Annotated in this window: 14 protein-coding genes; 2 read left to right on the forward strand and 12 right to left on the reverse strand. The window is 43.3% G+C overall.

Annotated elements, in window-relative coordinates:
* Positions 1 to 5: 5 nt before the first annotated feature.
* From IE104_RS07795 to IE104_RS07815, 5 genes are all read right to left on the reverse strand, one after another.
* The gene (locus IE104_RS07795) at positions 6 to 1,604 is read right to left on the reverse strand and encodes an ABC transporter ATP-binding protein (protein WP_189417279.1); all 1,599 of its coding nucleotides are present in this window, start codon (positions 1,602 to 1,604) and stop codon (positions 6 to 8) included.
* Between the two features lie 15 nt (positions 1,605 to 1,619).
* Positions 1,620 to 2,492: an ABC transporter permease gene (locus IE104_RS07800; RefSeq protein WP_189417281.1), complete on the reverse strand. Its 873-nt coding sequence runs from the start codon at positions 2,490 to 2,492 to the stop codon at positions 1,620 to 1,622.
* Between the two features lies 1 nt (position 2,493).
* Positions 2,494 to 3,429 carry an ABC transporter permease gene (locus IE104_RS07805; protein WP_189417282.1) on the reverse strand — a complete coding sequence of 312 codons (936 nt, stop codon included), beginning with the start codon at positions 3,427 to 3,429 and terminating at the stop codon, positions 2,494 to 2,496.
* Position 3,430: 1 nt separating this feature from the next.
* Positions 3,431 to 5,050, reverse strand: a complete 1,620-nt coding sequence (locus IE104_RS07810; protein WP_189417284.1) for a peptide ABC transporter substrate-binding protein — start codon at positions 5,048 to 5,050, stop codon at positions 3,431 to 3,433.
* A 104-nt stretch (positions 5,051 to 5,154) separates the two neighbouring features.
* The gene (locus IE104_RS07815; RefSeq protein ID WP_189417286.1) at positions 5,155 to 7,215 is read right to left on the reverse strand and encodes a M3 family metallopeptidase; all 2,061 of its coding nucleotides are present in this window, start codon (positions 7,213 to 7,215) and stop codon (positions 5,155 to 5,157) included.
* A gap of 285 nt (positions 7,216 to 7,500) precedes the next feature.
* On the opposite strand from IE104_RS07815, the gene IE104_RS07820 reads away from it, so the two are divergent.
* Complete coding sequence (locus IE104_RS07820; RefSeq protein WP_189417289.1) at positions 7,501 to 8,115, forward strand: histidine kinase; 615 nt, start codon at positions 7,501 to 7,503, stop codon at positions 8,113 to 8,115.
* A 12-nt stretch (positions 8,116 to 8,127) separates the two neighbouring features.
* Positions 8,128 to 9,099 (forward strand): sensor domain-containing diguanylate cyclase, encoded by a 972-nt coding sequence (locus tag IE104_RS07825; protein WP_229837714.1) that lies wholly within the window; start codon positions 8,128 to 8,130, stop codon positions 9,097 to 9,099.
* Between the two features lie 20 nt (positions 9,100 to 9,119).
* On the opposite strand, the gene IE104_RS07830 is transcribed toward IE104_RS07825, so the two are convergent.
* From IE104_RS07830 to tig, 7 genes are all read right to left on the reverse strand, one after another.
* Complete coding sequence (locus IE104_RS07830) at positions 9,120 to 9,665, reverse strand: DUF1415 domain-containing protein (RefSeq protein WP_189417292.1); 546 nt, start codon at positions 9,663 to 9,665, stop codon at positions 9,120 to 9,122.
* 80 nt (positions 9,666 to 9,745) lie between these two features.
* Positions 9,746 to 11,614 (reverse strand): SurA N-terminal domain-containing protein, encoded by a 1,869-nt coding sequence (locus tag IE104_RS07835; RefSeq protein WP_189417294.1) that lies wholly within the window; start codon positions 11,612 to 11,614, stop codon positions 9,746 to 9,748.
* Between the two features lie 177 nt (positions 11,615 to 11,791).
* On the reverse strand, positions 11,792 to 12,124 hold the full coding sequence (hbs, locus tag IE104_RS07840) for a non-specific DNA-binding protein Hbs (RefSeq protein WP_189417298.1): 333 nt from the start codon (positions 12,122 to 12,124) through the stop codon (positions 11,792 to 11,794).
* 156 nt (positions 12,125 to 12,280) lie between these two features.
* Positions 12,281 to 14,695, reverse strand: coding sequence for an endopeptidase La (gene lon, locus IE104_RS07845; RefSeq protein WP_189417301.1), 2,415 nt, complete (start codon positions 14,693 to 14,695; stop codon positions 12,281 to 12,283).
* A gap of 154 nt (positions 14,696 to 14,849) precedes the next feature.
* Entirely contained in the window at positions 14,850 to 16,145 is a 1,296-nt protein-coding gene (gene clpX / locus IE104_RS07850; protein ID WP_189417303.1) for an ATP-dependent Clp protease ATP-binding subunit ClpX, read from the reverse strand.
* 104 nt (positions 16,146 to 16,249) lie between these two features.
* Positions 16,250 to 16,879, reverse strand: coding sequence for an ATP-dependent Clp endopeptidase proteolytic subunit ClpP (clpP, locus tag IE104_RS07855; protein WP_189417305.1), 630 nt, complete (start codon positions 16,877 to 16,879; stop codon positions 16,250 to 16,252).
* A gap of 178 nt (positions 16,880 to 17,057) precedes the next feature.
* Complete coding sequence (gene tig / locus IE104_RS07860; RefSeq protein ID WP_189417308.1) at positions 17,058 to 18,371, reverse strand: trigger factor; 1,314 nt, start codon at positions 18,369 to 18,371, stop codon at positions 17,058 to 17,060.
* Between the last annotated feature and the right edge of the window lie 23 nt (positions 18,372 to 18,394).

Genomic DNA, 18,394 nt, shown 5'->3' on the forward strand with positions numbered 1-18,394 from the left:
AATTTTTATAGCTTGGGTATAGCAGCCAATAATTGCTGCGTATAGGATTCTTTCGGCGCAGAAAACAGCGCCTCGGTTTCCCCTTCTTCAATCACTCTTCCGTTTTGCATCACCAATACACGATCGCACAAATAACGCACAACCGACATATCGTGTGAAATAAATAACATGGTGAGTTGATGTTTTTGCGTAAGCTCTAACAGGAGCTTAAGAATTTGCGCACGAATAGTCACATCGAGAGCTGATACTGGCTCGTCAGCAATAATTAATTTTGGCTTCAACGCAATCGCACGGGCAATTGCAATGCGCTGGCGCTGCCCACCGGAAAACTCATGCGGATATTTGCGAATAAACCGCCGATCCAAACCCACATCATCCATTAATTGATTAACCAGCTCCAGAACCGTTTTTTTCGTAGCTAAACCATGCACTAATAAAGGTTCGGCCAAGGTATCAAACACAGTCATGCGCGGATTTAACGAAGCATAGGGATCCTGGAATATCATCTGAAAATGGCGGCGAGAATTTTTCAAATCCGATTCCGACAATCGCAACAGATCTTTTCCTTCCAGTAACACTTCTCCTGAATGCGCTTCCACCAAACGCATAATAGTTCGGCCTAGAGTCGATTTACCCGAACCCGACTCACCTACAACACCCAGAATTTCACCGCGATAGATTGTTAAACTAATATCATCAACCGCTTTTTGGGTATTGATTAAATGCTTTATGAATAAGCCACCAAATTGCGGAAACCAGGTTTTTAATTGTTTGACTTCCAAAAATGGAGGCTTGGCTTTATCGGCCAAACTAGGTGTAGGTTTTGCGGTTGTTAATACAGCACGCAACAATTTTTGTGTGTATGGCTGGGTAGGCCTGTTGAAAATATCTTCCGTTTTCCCCTGTTCTACTAATTTTCCTTTTTCCATAACCAATATATGGTCGGCCATTTGTGCAGCCACACCCAGATCATGAGTAATAAAAATAACGGCCAGTTTACGATTAACCTGAAGTTGCTTTATCAACTTAAGTATTTGCGCTTGAACACTAACATCTAATGCAGTTGTTGGCTCATCAGCTATTAATAATTCTGGTTCAGCAATTAACGCCATGGCAATCATGACACGTTGACGCATACCGCCGGAAAATTGATGCGGATATTGATCAATACGAGTTTCAGCATCTCGGATTCCAACTTCATTCAATGCATCAATTGCACGTTGACGTGCTGCTTTTTTGGAAATCTTATGATGTTGCAAAACCGATTCAACGAGTTGATCTGAAATTCGCATGTAAGGATTTAGCGAAGTCATGGGATCTTGAAAGATCATGCTTATTTTATGGCCGCGGATTTTGCGCAATTCAGCTTCGCTCATGCGCAATAAATCTTGCCCCGAAAACATGGCCGAACCACTTTCAATTTTGCCTGGCGGCATGGGAAGTAGGCCAAGCAAGCTATAACAAGCAACTGATTTTCCTGAACCAGACTCTCCTACAATTCCTAAAACTTCGCCAGCATTAAGCTTAAAACTTAAATTCTCAACTGCGACACTGGCGCCATCACGAGTATTAAAAACGATACGTAAATTTTCTACATGCAACATGGGAGGTCTCCAGATTTAGTCTTTCGACGTTCGTGGGTCCAAAGCATCTCGCAAACCATCACCTAAAAAATTTAGCGAAAATAAAGTAATGGATAACGCCAAACCAGGGAAAATTAATAACCATGGAAATTCTTCCATGACCTCCACACCACTGGAAATTAACGAACCCCAAGAGCTTTCCGGAGGCTGAATGCCCAAACCGAGAAAACTTAAAAATGATTCCAACAAAATAACGCCGGGAATCGTAAGCGTTGTATAAACAATAATGGGACCCAGAACATTGGGAATTAAATGACGCGTAATAATTTGCCAAGGCGACAAACCCATTGTCACCGCCGCTTCAACAAACTCTTGTTGTTTGATGTTCAACACCTGGCCGCGCACAATACGCGCCATGGTCAGCCACTCTACAGCACCTATAGCTAAAAACAGCAAGAGCATGCTGCTACCAAATATAACCGTAAGCAAAATAATAAAAATCGTAAAAGGCAAAGCGAAAATGGTATCTACAATACGCATCATTATCGCATCAACACGTCCACCCAAAAATCCCGCTGTTGCGCCCCAGAACACGCCTATCAAAAGTGCAACGGCGGTCGCAACAAATCCAACCATAAGTGAAACCCGGCTACCGTACATAATACGCGTTAGTTGATCGCGCCCCAATGTATCCGTACCTAGCCAGTGATAAGTAGATGGTGGTGTTGCCCCTAATTCCAAATTTTGTCCGTCATAGGTATAAGGCGCGATAAGGGGTGTTAACAAAGCCAAGGAAATAAAAAAAACTAACACGCACAAACCCATGATCGCCATTTTGTTTTTACGTAAACGCAAATAAGCATCTCGACCAAGTGATGTACCGCGCTCTATGTTGATTGCATTATTCATGTTAGCGCCCCCCAATCACTTCTTGTCGCAATTTGGGGTTAAGCAAAAGCAATATCACATCTGCAAGTAAATTAAAAATAACAATCAAGAAAGCAAAGAAAATTGTACACCCCATAATCATGGTGTAATCACGGTTAAACGCGGCTTGTATATAGAAGCGACCTATACCGGGAATTTGAAAAACACTCTCAACAATAAACGAGCCCGCCAACAATCCCGCGATAGCTGGCCCTAAAAAAGAAACAGCTGGCGTAATGCCACCACGCAGCGCATGCACGAATAAAATTCGTGCAGTGGATAGCCCTTTAGCGCGCGCCGTACGAATATAATCTTGCAACAAAACATCCAACATTCCGCCACGTGTAATTCGCGCGATATAAGCAGCATAAGATGCACCCAAGGTAATTGACGGTAAAATTTTATCGCCCGGTATTTTCCCCCAACCCGCAACAGGAAACCATTGCAACCAAATACCAAACACCAGCAGTAATAGTGGACCTAAAACAAATGATGGCAAACAAATACCCAACATAGCGCTAGACATGGGAATGTAATCCAGGTATGTATTGGGTTTTAAAGACGCGATAATTCCAGCCGATAATCCAATCAGCAATGCAAACAAAATCGCATAAAAAGCTAATTCAAATGTAACGGGGAAACCAGCCGCAATTAAATCATTAACTGTGTGGCTCGGATATTTAAAAGAAGGACCAAAATCACCTTGCAATAAGTTTCCTACATAACGTCCAAACTGTTGCCACACTGGCTCGTCAAGGTGATACCGCGCATTTAAATGTTTTAAAACATCTGGCGAAACTTTGCGTTCTTGATCAAAGGGACCACCTGGGGCGGAATGAATCAAAATAAATGTAACTATGGTTACCAAAATTAAAACTGGTATGGTTTGAAATATGCGCCTGATAATGAAGAAGAACATACTATTGGCCCATGTATTCCAAATAGAGATATTTATAGGGATGATAATCCAAAACGTTGTTGTAATACCCCTTTACAGACGGTGAGACTAAATTATTGGTTGTATAAATATAAAGGGGAATTAAAGGCATTTCGTCAACCAAAATCTGTTCTGCCTCTTGAAAATATTCGAAGCGCTCTTGTTGGCTTTTTGCGCTCTTGGTGAGACCAATTAATTCATCGTAGCGTTTACTACCCCATTGCGACTCATTAAGCGGGTCGTCACTTGTCATAGTAAATAAAAATGTTCCTGGATCAACAACCTCACCTACATTTCCGCGACGTAATATATGGAAGCTATGTGAATTTCGCGCATCCAAATATACTTTCCACTCCATATTTCGAAGCGTGATATTTATACCCAGATTTTGTTTCCACATTTCCTGAATCGCAACCGCAATTTTTAAATGATCCGCATGAGTGTTATAAACCAATTCTAATGTAGGGAAACCTTTACCATCTGGAAAACCAGCTTCAGCTAAAAGTTTTTTTGCTAATGGGATGTCGTAGTTAAACGAAGCGCGAGGTTTGTAACCATAAGGGTCATCTGGCGTTAGATGGTAAGCAGGCGTTTGACCAGCACGCAAAATATTCTTAACGATAGACTCTCGATCAATTGTGTAAGCCAGAGCTTTTCGCACTCTTACATCATCCAGAGGTTTCAACTTAGTGTTAAACACGTAGTAATAAGATGCATAAAAAGGATATTGACGGTACGCGGGTGAATTTCTGTACTTATCCACCTTGGCTGTTGGCAAAAACTCCGTCTTATGAATCTGCCCAGCAGCAAACATGCGTTCTTCTAACAAAACATTTTCATAAGGATAAAAATGCATTTCATTGAGCTTTACGTTGGTGCTATCCCAATAATAAGGGTTGCGCTTTACCGAAAAAATGACTTGAGGAATCCACTCTTTAATTATAAATGGACCGTTACCTACAAAATTTTCCGGTTTTGTCCACCCAGTGCCCCGCTCTTTAAAAGCATTGAATTTTTCAATTGTTTTTTTCTGCACTGGGAACATTGGAAAATGGTCCATCTGCGCTAAAAAATAACTGGTTGGGTTATTTAATATAATTTGAAATGTCGATTCATTTATTGCTTTTATTCCAACTTGGGAGAAATCTCTTATCTTACCTTTATAATAATCTTCTGCATTTTTAATCACAAAAAAATCAGTGACAAATTCGTTACCAATTTCCGGCTGCAACACCCGCTTCCAGGAATATTCAAAATCATAAGCAGTAACTTTATCGCCGTCAGACCATCGAGCAGCATCCCGGATATGGAACGTGTATTCTGTTCCATCCTCTGAAATAGTCCATGAATCAGCCACAGCAGGTTTAGGCTCCAGAGTTTTTGGATCTTTTAATACTAGACCTTCAAAAACAGCCATTTGTAAACGATACTCGGGAAGCCCGCTGGTGATATGAGGATCAATTTCGGAAGGCTCAGACATATTATTTATATGAATGATTTGTTGTTGGTCACCTATCTCTACTAATGTTTTATGCTTCCCGCATGCATTTAATACGAGAATCAATACACATAATGTGCAAATGAAGGAAGCTGAAAATTTCATAATTTAGTTAAATCAAAGTTTGTAATCGGCATAATAAACATCTATAAAACTCATCCGCATAACCAGTATTGAAAACTCGTAATGTTTTAACTAAATATTAATTTTTAGTGTGTATTCTCTAATTTTTTAGCGAAAGCATTAAAGCTGAAAGGCCGCCCTAAAAAATCGTTAACTAGATCTGCTGCATCTTTAGAGCCACCAGGTGCCAATACAGCCTTTCGATAACGTTGGGCAACTACTGGGTTACGCAAACCATCCTTTTCAAATTCACTGAACATATCACTCGCTATCACAAGCGACCACATGTAGGTGTAATAAATTGCGGAATATCCGTTCAAGTGACCGAAGCTAGCGTAAAAATGCGTACCGTCTACATAACCAAACGGAGAGTAAGTCGCCTGAATTTGAGCGGTAATTTTATCAAGGTCAACTGTAGCTGGATTAGTGTTATATAAATTCAAAGAAGTCGCAGCGTAAAACAATTGATGCTTTGTCCATAATCCGTGGCCGAAATCCCTACCTGCACGCATTTTAGCAACCAATGCTTTAGGAATTACTTCGCCTTTCGCGTTACGAGCGAAACTCGCAAGTGTGTCAGCATCCCACACCCACTCTTCCAACATTTGTGAGGGAGCTTCTACAAAATCCCACTCTGTTCTCGTACCTGAAAACGCTACACGCGTTTGGTGTCCACCAAACATTGTATGTAGCAAATGGCCAAATTCGTGCAGAAAAGTTTCAACATCACTATGTTCCAACAATTCATTAGGATCTTCGCCACCCGGGAAATTGCATACTAAAGCAGCGATGGGAAGTTGTACGCCCTTTATGCCACTTTGAATACCGAACTGCGCGGCGTGTTTATATTTACCCTCTCGCGGATGCATATCTAAATAGAAACGACCAATTACCTGATTACCCTCAACAATTTCAAATGCCTGCACAGAGGGATGCCACACTTGCGTTTGCCAAGGCCTAATAGATACACCAAACATTGTTTGCGTTAAATCAAAGATACCTTGCTGCACTTTCGCAAATGGAAAATATTGGCGAATTTTTTGCGCATCAACCTGGTACTTTTCTTTTTTGATAAGTTCTTGCAAATACATTTTTTGCCAGTCATTTACTTTTTTGGCTTTAGGATCAATTTTCTGTAAACGCCGCAAAAGAACCTGATATTCTTCTAGAGCACGCGGTGTTGCTAGCGCTGAAACCTTATCGATGAAATCCTGCGCATTTTTTGGCGACTTTATCATTTTGTCTTCGGTAACGTAGGTTGCGTAATCGCTATAACCTAATAACTGCGCCAATTCATAACGTTTTGCCAGCAAATTTTCCAATACAGGTTTATTCTCCGGGTAGGCCATACTGCGATAAACTCTATAGGCGCGTTCTCGTAAAGCGTCGCTTTTTGCGTATTGCATCAATGGAATGTAATCTGGCGAATCTGTCGTAAGGATTATTTTGCCTTCAGCATTAGGTTTATGGCGCTCAATATAATCTTGCGGCAAGCCTTGCAATTCTTTTAAGGAAGCTATTTCTATTTTTTTACCGCCTTCGCGATAATTTTTATCAAACTCTTGGCCAATTAAATTTATTTCTTCGCTTAGTTTTTTAATCTTATCGCGCGTCGCTTGATCTTTATCTACACCAGAACGCCGATAATCGCGCAGCATATGCTCAACATAACGTCGATCATCCGAACCAAGTTTACTCGCATCAATTTTACTAACCTGGTCAAATATAGCGCGGGATAAACTAATATCGGTATTAATCTCAACAAAGTGCTGCTCACAATTTTCAGCGGCTGATCGAACTTCTTTATTTGGATGAACCGAAGAATAAAGGCCAGCCTTACTTAACTGCAGGTCCGACAACATATCCATCTTGTTGAGCTTATCCAGCAACGTCATATAGGCCAGCGGTTTAACCTCGGCAAAACCATCCAGCTCAGCAGCAACCTTTTTAAAATCCATTTCACATTCCGCCAGGTAGGCTTTGGCTTCTGAATCCTCAGGCATCTCCCATGCAGGGCGCTGGTTGGCTAGTTCTGTAGACGGTGTTAGTTTGGCGACACGATGCTCACACGAAGCCAGAGCTATCAGAGCCGACCCCAACGTTACAAAAGCGATATGTGAACGACGTTTTAGCGAAAAACCGATCATTTTTATTTTTCCTTACCGTTAAAGTCCAATACACAATTGTCGTTTTGCTGCCATCAAGCAAGCCTTAGCAAAGGACGAATTAGCCCCGATGAAGATTGAATTTCTGCATGGTATTACACTTTAAGAGGCACTCAAAGCTTGATAAAAACCCCGGAAGCGAGGGATGAAACGCACTTTTTGCCAAAGAAATCAACAAAGTGACACAATTTTTAACAAGTCAATCGCATATTGCTACACAACTGCTAAGCTTGGAATAACTTAAACCTGATTAGCATGATTATAACTATGCACGCACACCTCCTTACGGAAGATCAACGCGACTGCCTGCAAGAAATCACCAACGTAGCCATGGGGCGCGCAGGTGATCGACTAGCAAGGTTACTGGATGTTTTTGTTGTGCTTTCCATACCCCATGTAAGCATTCTTAACCCCACCGATATCGCAATGGCGCTTCATTCATTAAACCGTGAAAGTAACGATGTAGTGCACGGGGTTTGCCAAGGGTTTATTGGGGGCGGGATCGCTGGCGAGGCGATGCTTATTTTTAATGGCACAGATTTCAACGATTTAGCCAAGCTACTCAAATATGACCGGGTTGCCGATGAGCAGGCCGAATACGAGCTATTGATGGATACCGCCAACGTACTCAATGGCGCTTGTTTAAAAGGTTTAGCAGAACAACTCGATACCCATTTCAGTTTTGGCCCCCCAATGTTGTTGGGGCAGCACTGTAACATTACGGATTTACTGCAGAACAACAATATGACCTGGAAGCAGGCATTAGTGGTTGAAATCAACTACTCTATTGAAAACCATAAGATTAATTGCGATTTATTGATCGTGATTGCCGAGCATTCCATCTCAGGATTGGTGGAAAAACTTAATTACTTACTCGACTAATAGCTGCCTCGAATGACCACGACCAATTCAGAAATTAGTAAGTTTTTTGAGGATGTTCATTGGCTAATGGACGTTCTGCAAAACATTGACGTTGGCCTGGTGGTCATGGATAAAAATTATCACGTCGTTATGTGGAATAGCTTTATGCAAAACCATAGCGGCAAAACCCCGGAAGACGTTTTACAACGCAGCATTTTCAGTGTTTTCCCAGAGCTTTCAGAAGGCTGGTTTAAACATAAAGCCCAATCCGTATTTGTTCTCCAAAACGCCACCTTTACCACGTGGGAACAGCGCCCTTACCTATTCCGCTTTCCGCATTACCGCCCTATTACCGGCACTGCGGAACACATGTACCAAAATAGCACTATCATTCCCTTAATGGATTCAAAAGGCCACGTTGAACAGATTTGCCTGATCATTTATGACGTGACCGACACTGCCATTAATAAAATGGCGCAACAGCACGCTAACAACCAATTACAAAACCTTAGTCGCACGGATCATCTTACCGGCCTCTTTAACCGCGGCTACTGGGAGTTGCGTCTTATCCAGGAATTCAAACGCTATGATCGTTATGATCAGGCGTCTACTTTGATCATGATGGATATCGACCACTTTAAGAAAGTTAACGATAAATACGGCCATACTGTGGGCGACGATGTAATCCGACAAGTTAGCCGTGCGCTAAAAGAACAAGTTCGCGACTTGGATATCGCAGGGCGTTACGGTGGCGAAGAGTTTGGCGTAATACTCACAGGAACCGACGCACAAGGCGCAAGTGTTTTTGCCGAGAGATTGCGCTCCAGTGTGGAGAAAATGGTTGTAGTTTCTGAAGGCCAACAAGTTAGATTTACTATCAGTATGGGACTTGCGCAACTGACTGATAAAATTGTGGATCATCGCGCATGGATTGAAAAAGCAGATGCTGCTCTCTATCAATCAAAAGAAGGTGGCCGCAACCGTTTCACAATTGCTGACACCTAGGATTTAATTTTTCTATCGTTTTACAATTTGAATAAATAAGGAAATAATTTTTTCTTTTGTTCTGCAGTTAAGGCTGCAACACAGACTTTATTACGCTCGGGAACTTCATCCACATCGTCAAAATATTCCAAGGCTTTTTCCAAACTGGCTTCACGGATAATGTGAATAATTGGATAAGGCGAACGATTCGTAAGATTTTCAACATCATCAGGCTCAGCACCCGCAAAACAATAATCAGGATGAAAACTCGCCAACTGATAAACACCTAACCAACCTTGCCGCTTTAATTGCGCTTGCGCCCAGCCCAGGCATTGGGTGTAGTCAAAAAAATCCTGCAGCGCATTGGGAATAATTACCAAGGTTGTTTCCAACTCAGCCACAGGTGTTTTATCCAACAACTCCATTTCTGAAACAAGATCTTTCAAGACAGCTTCTTCAGTGGTCGCTTCGCTGACACTAAATCTAACCCGATTTTCACGAGTTGGCTTTCCAGCAAATGGACATAGATTTAATCCAATCACCACGGAATTTAACCAAACTAGTACATCTTGTGTCACCGAGTTCATTGTATAAATTTCCCGCAAACCTTAAGTGTGAAGCATAAAAAAAGAGCTGCAAGCAGCTCTTTTTACCGAACCTATTTGCATCACTGCTTGATTTTAGCAACTTCTTGCAAATGCGATTGGAAGCTCTTGAAATCATATCCACCATTGATATTAGCCAATTGTGAAGCAATTGCTGCACGCTGCTCAGCAGGAACTTTCTCTTCCCCAGCTAAATGTACTCCACTCAGAGCTACGACTGCATAGTCGCCCTTAGCAGTTCTTACACTGCCAGAAACTGGCTTATCGCTAGCCGGAGCTGCCAGGCTGAACGCATATTGCAATACGTCTCTATCAGTAGCGCTATCATTACGCGTAATACCCGTTGCGGCCTTAAGCTCCAAACCAAGTGCCTTGGCTTGATCTGCAATTGAGGCCCCGGTATTGATTGCCGCAATAACGTCTTGCGCTTGCTTTGACAACAGCGCCTGAACTTTTTCAGCGCGAACAACAGTAGCAATTTGATCTTTTACTGAATCCAGCGGTTGCAATTGTGCAGGTTTGCGATCTGTTTTCTTCAACACAATAACGCGGCTTGGTTCCAACTCAATAATATCGCTGGCATTGCCCTCCTCCAAAACTTCTGGAGAAAAAGCAGCAGTTACAAACGCATTATTTGCTGTGAGATCTTTGCCACCTGTTTTACTAAACAAGCCTGTATTTTGCGCAGTTAAGCCTAACTCATTAGCAACCTCACCGAGATTGTCAGCGTTAAAGGCCCGGTCTTTTAGCTTTTCTAATTTAATACCAAATTGGCTTTCTGCTTCGCTGCGCTTCAATTGATCAATAATGCCTGCTTTAGCTTCTTCAAAAGTTGGAGCTTTAGACCCGCGCTCTGAAATCAACTTGATAATGTGAACACCAGCTTCGGTTTTAACCGGTGCAGAAACTTCGCCCACTTTTAATTTAGCCAAGGCTGATTCGAATTCTGTTGGGAATGCATCACCAGCTGAGAAACCGAGATCACCGCCTTGATTTTTTGAGCCCGCGTCAGTTGAAAATTCGCCCGCCAATTTCGCAAAATCTTCACCTGCGGCTAGCTTGGCTTTAACTTCTTCAGCTCGTTTTTGCGCATCTGCACCTTCAAATAAAATATGCGCAGCTTGACGTTCGGTTTTCGCAACAAATGCCTTGGTGTTTTGCTCATATTGTTTTTGAACCTGGTCATCAGTCACGGCAATATTTTTTGCGAGCTCGCCAGTGCTTAATTCAATATAATCAACCGCAACTTGTTCTGGAGTTGTGTAAGTTGCTGCATTCGCATCGTAATGCGCTTTAATATCTTTATCGTCAACAACAACGTTTTTTTCTACTGATTCGCTAGGGATTACAAAGTAATTGAAATCACGTGATTGAAAACTCAAGCCAATGATATTTTTAAGTTCTGCTGGAGTCACAAACGAAGTGTAAGCGATCGCAAATTGCAACTGATTAATCACAGTCTCCTCAGCAATCACATTTTGATAATTTGCGGGCGTTAACCCTTGGTAACGCAATATTTGCAAAAATCTTTCCTGATTAAAAACACCGTCTTGTTGGAACGCTGGTGTAGTTGCTATCTCATTGTTGATTGCAGCGGAGTTTGCAGCTAAACCACCTTTTTTCGCTACCTGAGCTAACAATTCACGCTGAATTAAACTCTCGATAACAGGCTGGCGTAGCTTTTCGTCGGTAAGGTATTCAGCGGGAACTGATTCACCATAACGATTTAGAATTTGTTGTTTGCGATTTTGAATACCGCGCGCAATATCATCTTCGGTGATTTTTTCACCATTAACAGTGATCGCTTTGTCAGCTGCACCATAATTCTGAAAAAGAGCCTCAGTGCCGAACAATGCAAAAATTACAATAATGAAACCAATGATAATTTTTGCAATCATGCCCGTAGACTTGTCGCGCAATTCTTGTAGCATTTTAAACTCCCAACAGACTCACTAACTTATTCACACAAAGCATTCAAAATCTCGTCTGCTTTGCATTGATAACAGATGTTTTATAAATACAATTAATAAAAAAGGCGCACTTTACAATGCGCCTTTTTCCTACCCTACCACCAACGTGATGAACAGAAGTCGGCAGCAATAAAAAGATTAATTCACAGCGTCTTTCAATGCTTTACCGGCTTTAAAACCTGGTACTTTTGACGCAGCAATTTGAATTTCTTTACCAGTTTGTGGGTTGCGACCGGTACGTGCAGCACGCTCTTTAACAGCGAAAGTACCAAATCCAACCAATACAACTGAATCACCACTCTTAAGGGCATTAGTGATATTTTCTACAACTGCATCCAAGGCGCGACCAGCGGCTGCTTTTGGAATATCTGCTGAGGCGGCAATCGCTTCGATAAGTTCAGTTTTGTTCACACATGACCCCTTTCTGATTATTTGTTCAACTAATTTGCGCCCTTCCCCCTGCTGGAGCAAGCAATGCGCGGCCTATACATTAAATGAACTGCGATTTATACCAACTGAGGAGAGGAGGGTCAAGGAAACATCAAACTTTATATTCAGCAATTTGAATTTTGTTCATTTTATAATCGCCATCCTTGGCGACACTGTGTCGTTTTAACACATTAAAGATTAATGAGTGCTAATGCGCGCTGCATCTGATTTTTGTGCGGCCTGTTCCAACGCGCGATATTCCTCATCTGAAAGCGGCTTAGGCATATGTTGAAGTGCGATTTCTAACACCTCATCAATCCATTGAACCGGCTTGATTGAAAGATCTGCTTTGATGTTGGCAGGAATTTCTTTTAAGTCACGCTCATTACCGGCGGGGATAACGACAGTTTTAATACCGCCACGATGCGCGGCCAACAACTTCTCTTTCAAACCGCCAATGCGTAAGACTTCTCCACGCAAGGTAATTTCACCGGTCATTGCTACATCTGCACGAACTGGAATACCTGTCTGCACAGATACCAACGCCGTACACATAGCGATACCTGCACTAGGTCCATCTTTTGGCGTAGCCCCCTCTGGAACGTGAATATGAATATCCACTTTCTCGTGGTAATCGGGGGCGATCCCCAATACCTGTGCACGTGATCTCACCACAGTTAAAGCCGCTTGAATTGACTCTTGCATCACATCGCCCAAAGAACCGGTTTTGATGATGCGCCCTTTACCAGTAACTGCAGACGACTCAATGGTTAGCAATTCACCGCCAACTTGCGTCCACGCCAACCCTGTAACTTGACCGACCTGATTTTTAGTTTCAGCTTTGCCGAAATCAAATTTGTGAACACCCAACAAGTCTTCAAGCTCAGCGGAATCGATAACATCCACGGTTAGCTTTTTCAGCTTCACATGACGAGTCACGATCTTACGGCAGAGCTTCGCAATTTCACGCTCCAAACCGCGTACACCAGCCTCACGCGTGTAGTAACGCACTATGTCGCGAATTACTTCGGGTTTGATTTCTACTTCATTCTCTTTCAAGCCATTGGCTTTCATTTGTTTTGGAATCAAATAACGCGTTGCAATACTGAGCTTTTCGTCTTCGGTGTAACCCGGGATACGAATGACTTCCAAACGGTCCAGCAAAGGACCAGGAATATTCATCGAGTTAGACGTACAGACAAACATCACGTCTGACAAATCGTAATCAACTTCGAGATAGTGATCGTTGAAATGATTATTTTGTTCTGGGTCTAAAACCTCCAACAATGCAGATGCCGGATCACCGCGATTGTCCATACCCATCTTGTCGATTTCATCGAGCAAAAACAGTGGATTTTTTACACCGACTTTCGCCATTTTCTGGATAAGTTTTCCCGGCAAAGAACCTATATATGTTCTTCTATGGCCGCGAATTTCAGCTTCGTCGCGCACTCCACCCAACGCCATGCGCACAAATTCACGATTAGTTGCACGCGCAATGGATTCACCAAGGGAGGTTTTCCCCACACCTGGTGGGCCGACCAAACACAAAATCGGGCCTTTAATTTTTTTCACGCGCTGCTGCACTGCGAGATATTCAAGGATGCGTTCTTTAACTTCATCCAAACCAAAGTGATCTTTATTCAACACCTCTTCAGCGCGAATCAAATCATGACGCACCTTGCTGCGTTTTGACCAAGGCACTTTAACCATCCAGTCAATATAGGCGCGCAACACAGATGCTTCGGCCGACATGGGCGACATCATTTTTAATTTGTTGGCTTCAGCGCGAGCTTTATCTTCAGCATCTTTGGGCATACCCGCCGCGGCGATTTTTTTCTCAATCTCGTCGGCTTCGCTTACATCTTCGCCCATCTCGCCAAGTTCTTTTTGAATAGCTTTTATTTGCTCATTCAAATAGTACTCACGCTGGCTTTTTTCCATTTGCTTTTTGACGCGACCACGAATTTTTTTCTCGACCTGAAACACATCGACTTCGGTGTCCATCAAGCCCAGCAGGTGATCAAGGCGAGCGCGAACGTCGATAATTTCGAGAATGGCTTGCTTCTGCGCAAGCTCCAGCGACATATGCGCTGCAATGGTGTCAGTCAAACGGCCCGGATCATCAATGCCCGAGAGCGAGGTAATCACTTCAGCAGGAACTTTCTTGCTTAAGTTAACGTATTGCTCAAATTGGCTTACAGCGGCGGAAACCATTGCATGAGCTTCCGAGCTGGATACTCCTACTTCTGCAAGCGGAGATATCTGGGCTTTGAAGTGTGTTTCCAGCTCTTCGACTTTTTCGATTTGAGCGCGCTCTTTGCCCTCAATAAGAACTTTCACAGTGCCGTCAGGCAGCTTCAATAATTGCAGGATCGACGCAATCGTCCCCACGCTGTAAAGATCTTCAGCTTTGGGATCGTCAAGCGATGGATTTTTTTGAGCAACTAATAAGACATGCTTATCGGCAGCCATGGCTTTTTCAAGCGCTTCTATCGACTTTTGGCGCCCCACAAACAATGGGGTAACCATATGCGGATAAACCACTACGTCACGCAGCGGCAAAAGTGGCAATTCATTTAATACTTGCGGAGTAAAATCTTGTGTTTCCATTAGGCATCCTCACAGGTTGAGGTAAAGACCTCATTTACCCTATTAAGAGTGGGGGAAGTTTCTTGAATTACAAGTTTATTGGCGCTAAATAAGTAAAAAGGGCGCTAAATAGCGCCCTTTTTATGCATTTCGTTCAATAAATCAGCAGTACAGATTATTCATCCGAAGCTGCTTTTGCAGGCATATCCATGTTTTCATAAACCAACAATGGTTCTGATTCACCTTTGATTACAGACTCGTCAACAACTACTTTGACGACGTTTTCCTCAGAGGGGATTTTATACATGGTATCGAGCAGAACGTTTTCCATAATAGAACGCAAACCACGGGCACCGGTTTTACGCTCCATCGCTCGCGCCGCAACAGCATCAAGCGCGTCAGGACGGAAATCTATAGCTACACCTTCCATCTCAAACAAGCGTGCGTACTGTTTAGTCAGCGCGTTTTTAGGTTCAGTCAAAATTTGGATCAGTGCAGCTTTATCAAGCTCATCCAAAGTCGCGATTACAGGTAAACGACCCACAAATTCTGGAATCAAACCGTATTTAACCAGATCTTCCGGTTCCAGATCGTGCAGGGTTTCGCCGAAATTACGCTTCTCATCTTTGCTCTTAACTTCTGCGCTAAAACCTATACCGCCTTTTTCGGAACGGTCGCGAATGACCTTATCCAGACCGGCAAATGCACCGCCGCAAATGAACAGAATGTTAGACGTATCAACTTGCAAAAATTCTTGCTGAGGATGCTTACGGCCACCCTGCGGCGGAACAGATGCCACAGTACCTTCAATCAATTTCAGCAGCGCTTGCTGAACGCCCTCTCCCGATACGTCGCGCGTAATCGAAGGGTTGTCCGACTTGCGGGAAATCTTGTCGATCTCATCGATATACACAATGCCCTGCTGGGCTTTATCCACATCGTAATCGCATTTTTGCAGTAATTTCTGGATGATATTTTCCACATCCTCACCCACGTAACCCGCTTCAGTCAGCGTAGTCGCATCGGCGATGGTGAACGGAACGTCCAGTAAGCGTGCAAGGGTTTCAGCGAGCAAAGTTTTACCGCTACCAGTTGGGCCAACCAGCAAAATATTACTTTTGCCCAGTTCAACTGGCTCTTTTTCTTTGGTCTTGGAACCCAAGCGCAAACGCTTGTAGTGGTTGTACACAGCAACAGCCAGCACTTTTTTCGCGCGGCGCTGACCAATAACGTATTGGTCCAGAATCGCTGAAATCTCGTGCGGTTTGGGTAACTTGTCCGAAGAACCCTCGGTTGTGCTTTCTTGAATCTCTTCGCGAATAATATCGTTACAAAGATCAACACACTCATCGCAAATAAATACGGACGGGCCAGCAATTAGCTTGCGAACCTCATGTTGGCTTTTACCGCAAAAAGAACAGTAAAGTAACTTTCCGTTTTTATCGCCAGTATCACCAGTGTGATCGGTCATTGGAACTACTCCATCTTAGTAAGCAAAACATCTGCTTGGGAAGAATCTAATCTGATACAAAATAACTAAACATCAACTTGCTACGAATAGAGTTTAGCTTTGGATTAGCGAACACGCTTGTCAATTACATCGTCAATCAAGCCATAAGCTTTAGCTTGTTCGGCAGACATAAAATTGTCGCGCTCGGTATCTATTTCAATTTTTTCAATCGGTTGACCCGAGTGGAATGCCATGAGTTCATTCAGGCGCGAACGCATTTTCAAAATTTCTTGCGCCTGGATGTGGATATCAGACGCCTGCCCCTGGGCACCGCCACTTGGCTGGTGAATCATTACGCGTGAGTTAGGCAGGCAGAAACGCTTACCCTTGGCTCCGGCATTCAACAGGAATGCACCCATGCTGCAGGCTTGGCCAATGCACATGGTGCTTACATCAGGCTTGATAAATTGCATAGTGTCGTAAATTGACATACCGGCTGTTACAGATCCACCAGGTGAATTAATGTACAAATGTATGTCTTTATCTGGGTTCTCAGCTTCCAAAAACAAGAGCTGGGCAACAACTAAGTTCGCCATGTAATCCTCTACAGGGCCAACCAGAAAAATGACGCGCTCTTTCAACAAGCGGGAGTAGATATCAAATGAGCGTTCACCGCGCGCGGTTTGCTCAATAACCATGGGCACCAAGCCGCCGGCCATATCGATTGATGAATTTCTAGAGTAATCGTAAGACATATTGCCTTTTATCCTTAAACAAAGGTTACAGCAACTTTGGGACAGCCCTAAGTCGACAGAATGGACAATAAGGAGCTTAACCTGTGATTTGATTATATGCCAGTATCAAGCGTAAATTGGAGAGAAATTGCGAGGGGGAAAGGCCGCAAAACGTGCGCTTTGCGGCTTTTTTGAACGATTAGCGTTGAGCGTTAGCCTTGATGATTTCTTCGTAAGCTGATGCTTGGTCAGTCACTTTGGCGCCTGCCAAAACATAGTCTACAACCTGGTCTTCCAGAACAGCAGATTCTACGCCAGACAACAATTCAGGATTGCTGTTGTAGTATTCCACCACTTCTTTTGGTTCTTGGTAAGTAGATGCAATATCTTCAATCATTGACTTAACGCGCTTGGCATCTGGCTTCAATTTGGCTGATTTCACAATCTCGCCCACAATCAAACCCAAGGTTACGCGACGTTGCGCTTCTTCCTGGAACATAGTGTCTGGCAACAAGGACTTCACATCGAAGTTTTGTTGTTGGCCACCAAAGCGTTGCAACATTTGGTTGCGCAGCACTTCGATTTCGTTAGCAACCAAGGCTTTTGGCAAATCAGTGGTGTGAGTAGACAACAATGCATCCATCACCTGACCTTTAACTTTGGCCTTCAAAGCGTTGGACAACTCACGGTCCATATTCGCTTTTACCTCTTTGCGGAATTGCTTCTCGCCGCCTTTCTCAACACCAAACTTAATAAAGAATTCTTTATTTAATTCAGGCAGTTGTGGAGCAGATACAGAATTTACTTTAATTGCGAATTGAGCTTCTGCACCTTTCAACTCTTCAGCTTGATAGTCAGCAGGGAAGGTAACAGTGATAGTTTTTTCTTCACCCGCTTGCAAACCTACGATACCAGCTTCAAAACCCGGGATCATTGAGTTGGAACCCAATACAAGGTTCTGGCCTTCTGCTTTACCACCAGCGAACTCAACACCGCCTTTAGTACCAACAAAGTCGATATTAACCTGGTCGCCATCTGCCGCAGCGCGATCAGCCGCAACCCAGGTAGTTTGGTGCTTGCGCAACACTTCAATCATGTTGTCTACGTCAGCTTCAGTAACTTCAGCTGTGTAACGCGTAATTTCGTAAGCGCTCAAGTCACTCAGGGTTACGCTTGGATAAACTTCGAAGGTCGCTACGTATTGAAGATCCTTTCCTGGCGCTAATTGCACAGCCTGGATAGCTGGTTGACCAGCTGGACGAACGTTTTCTTTTTGAACGGCAGCATAGAAAGAGCGGCTGATAACATCGCCAACCACTTCCTGACGTACACCAGCACCAAAGCGTTGTTGAACAACAGACATTGGCACCTTGCCCTTACGGAAGCCTTTAATGGTCACAGTACGAGCCGCTTGCTTTAAGCGATTTTCGACTTCAGCGTCAACTTGCTCAGCGGGTACGCCAATGGTAAGACGACGTTCTAGACCAGAAGTTGTTTCGAGAGAAACTTGCATATCTGCCTCGTAAGATAGATGTG

The sequence above is a fragment of the Cellvibrio zantedeschiae genome (genome assembly GCF_014652535.1).
Taxonomy (GTDB): Bacteria; Pseudomonadota; Gammaproteobacteria; order Pseudomonadales; family Cellvibrionaceae; genus Cellvibrio; species Cellvibrio zantedeschiae.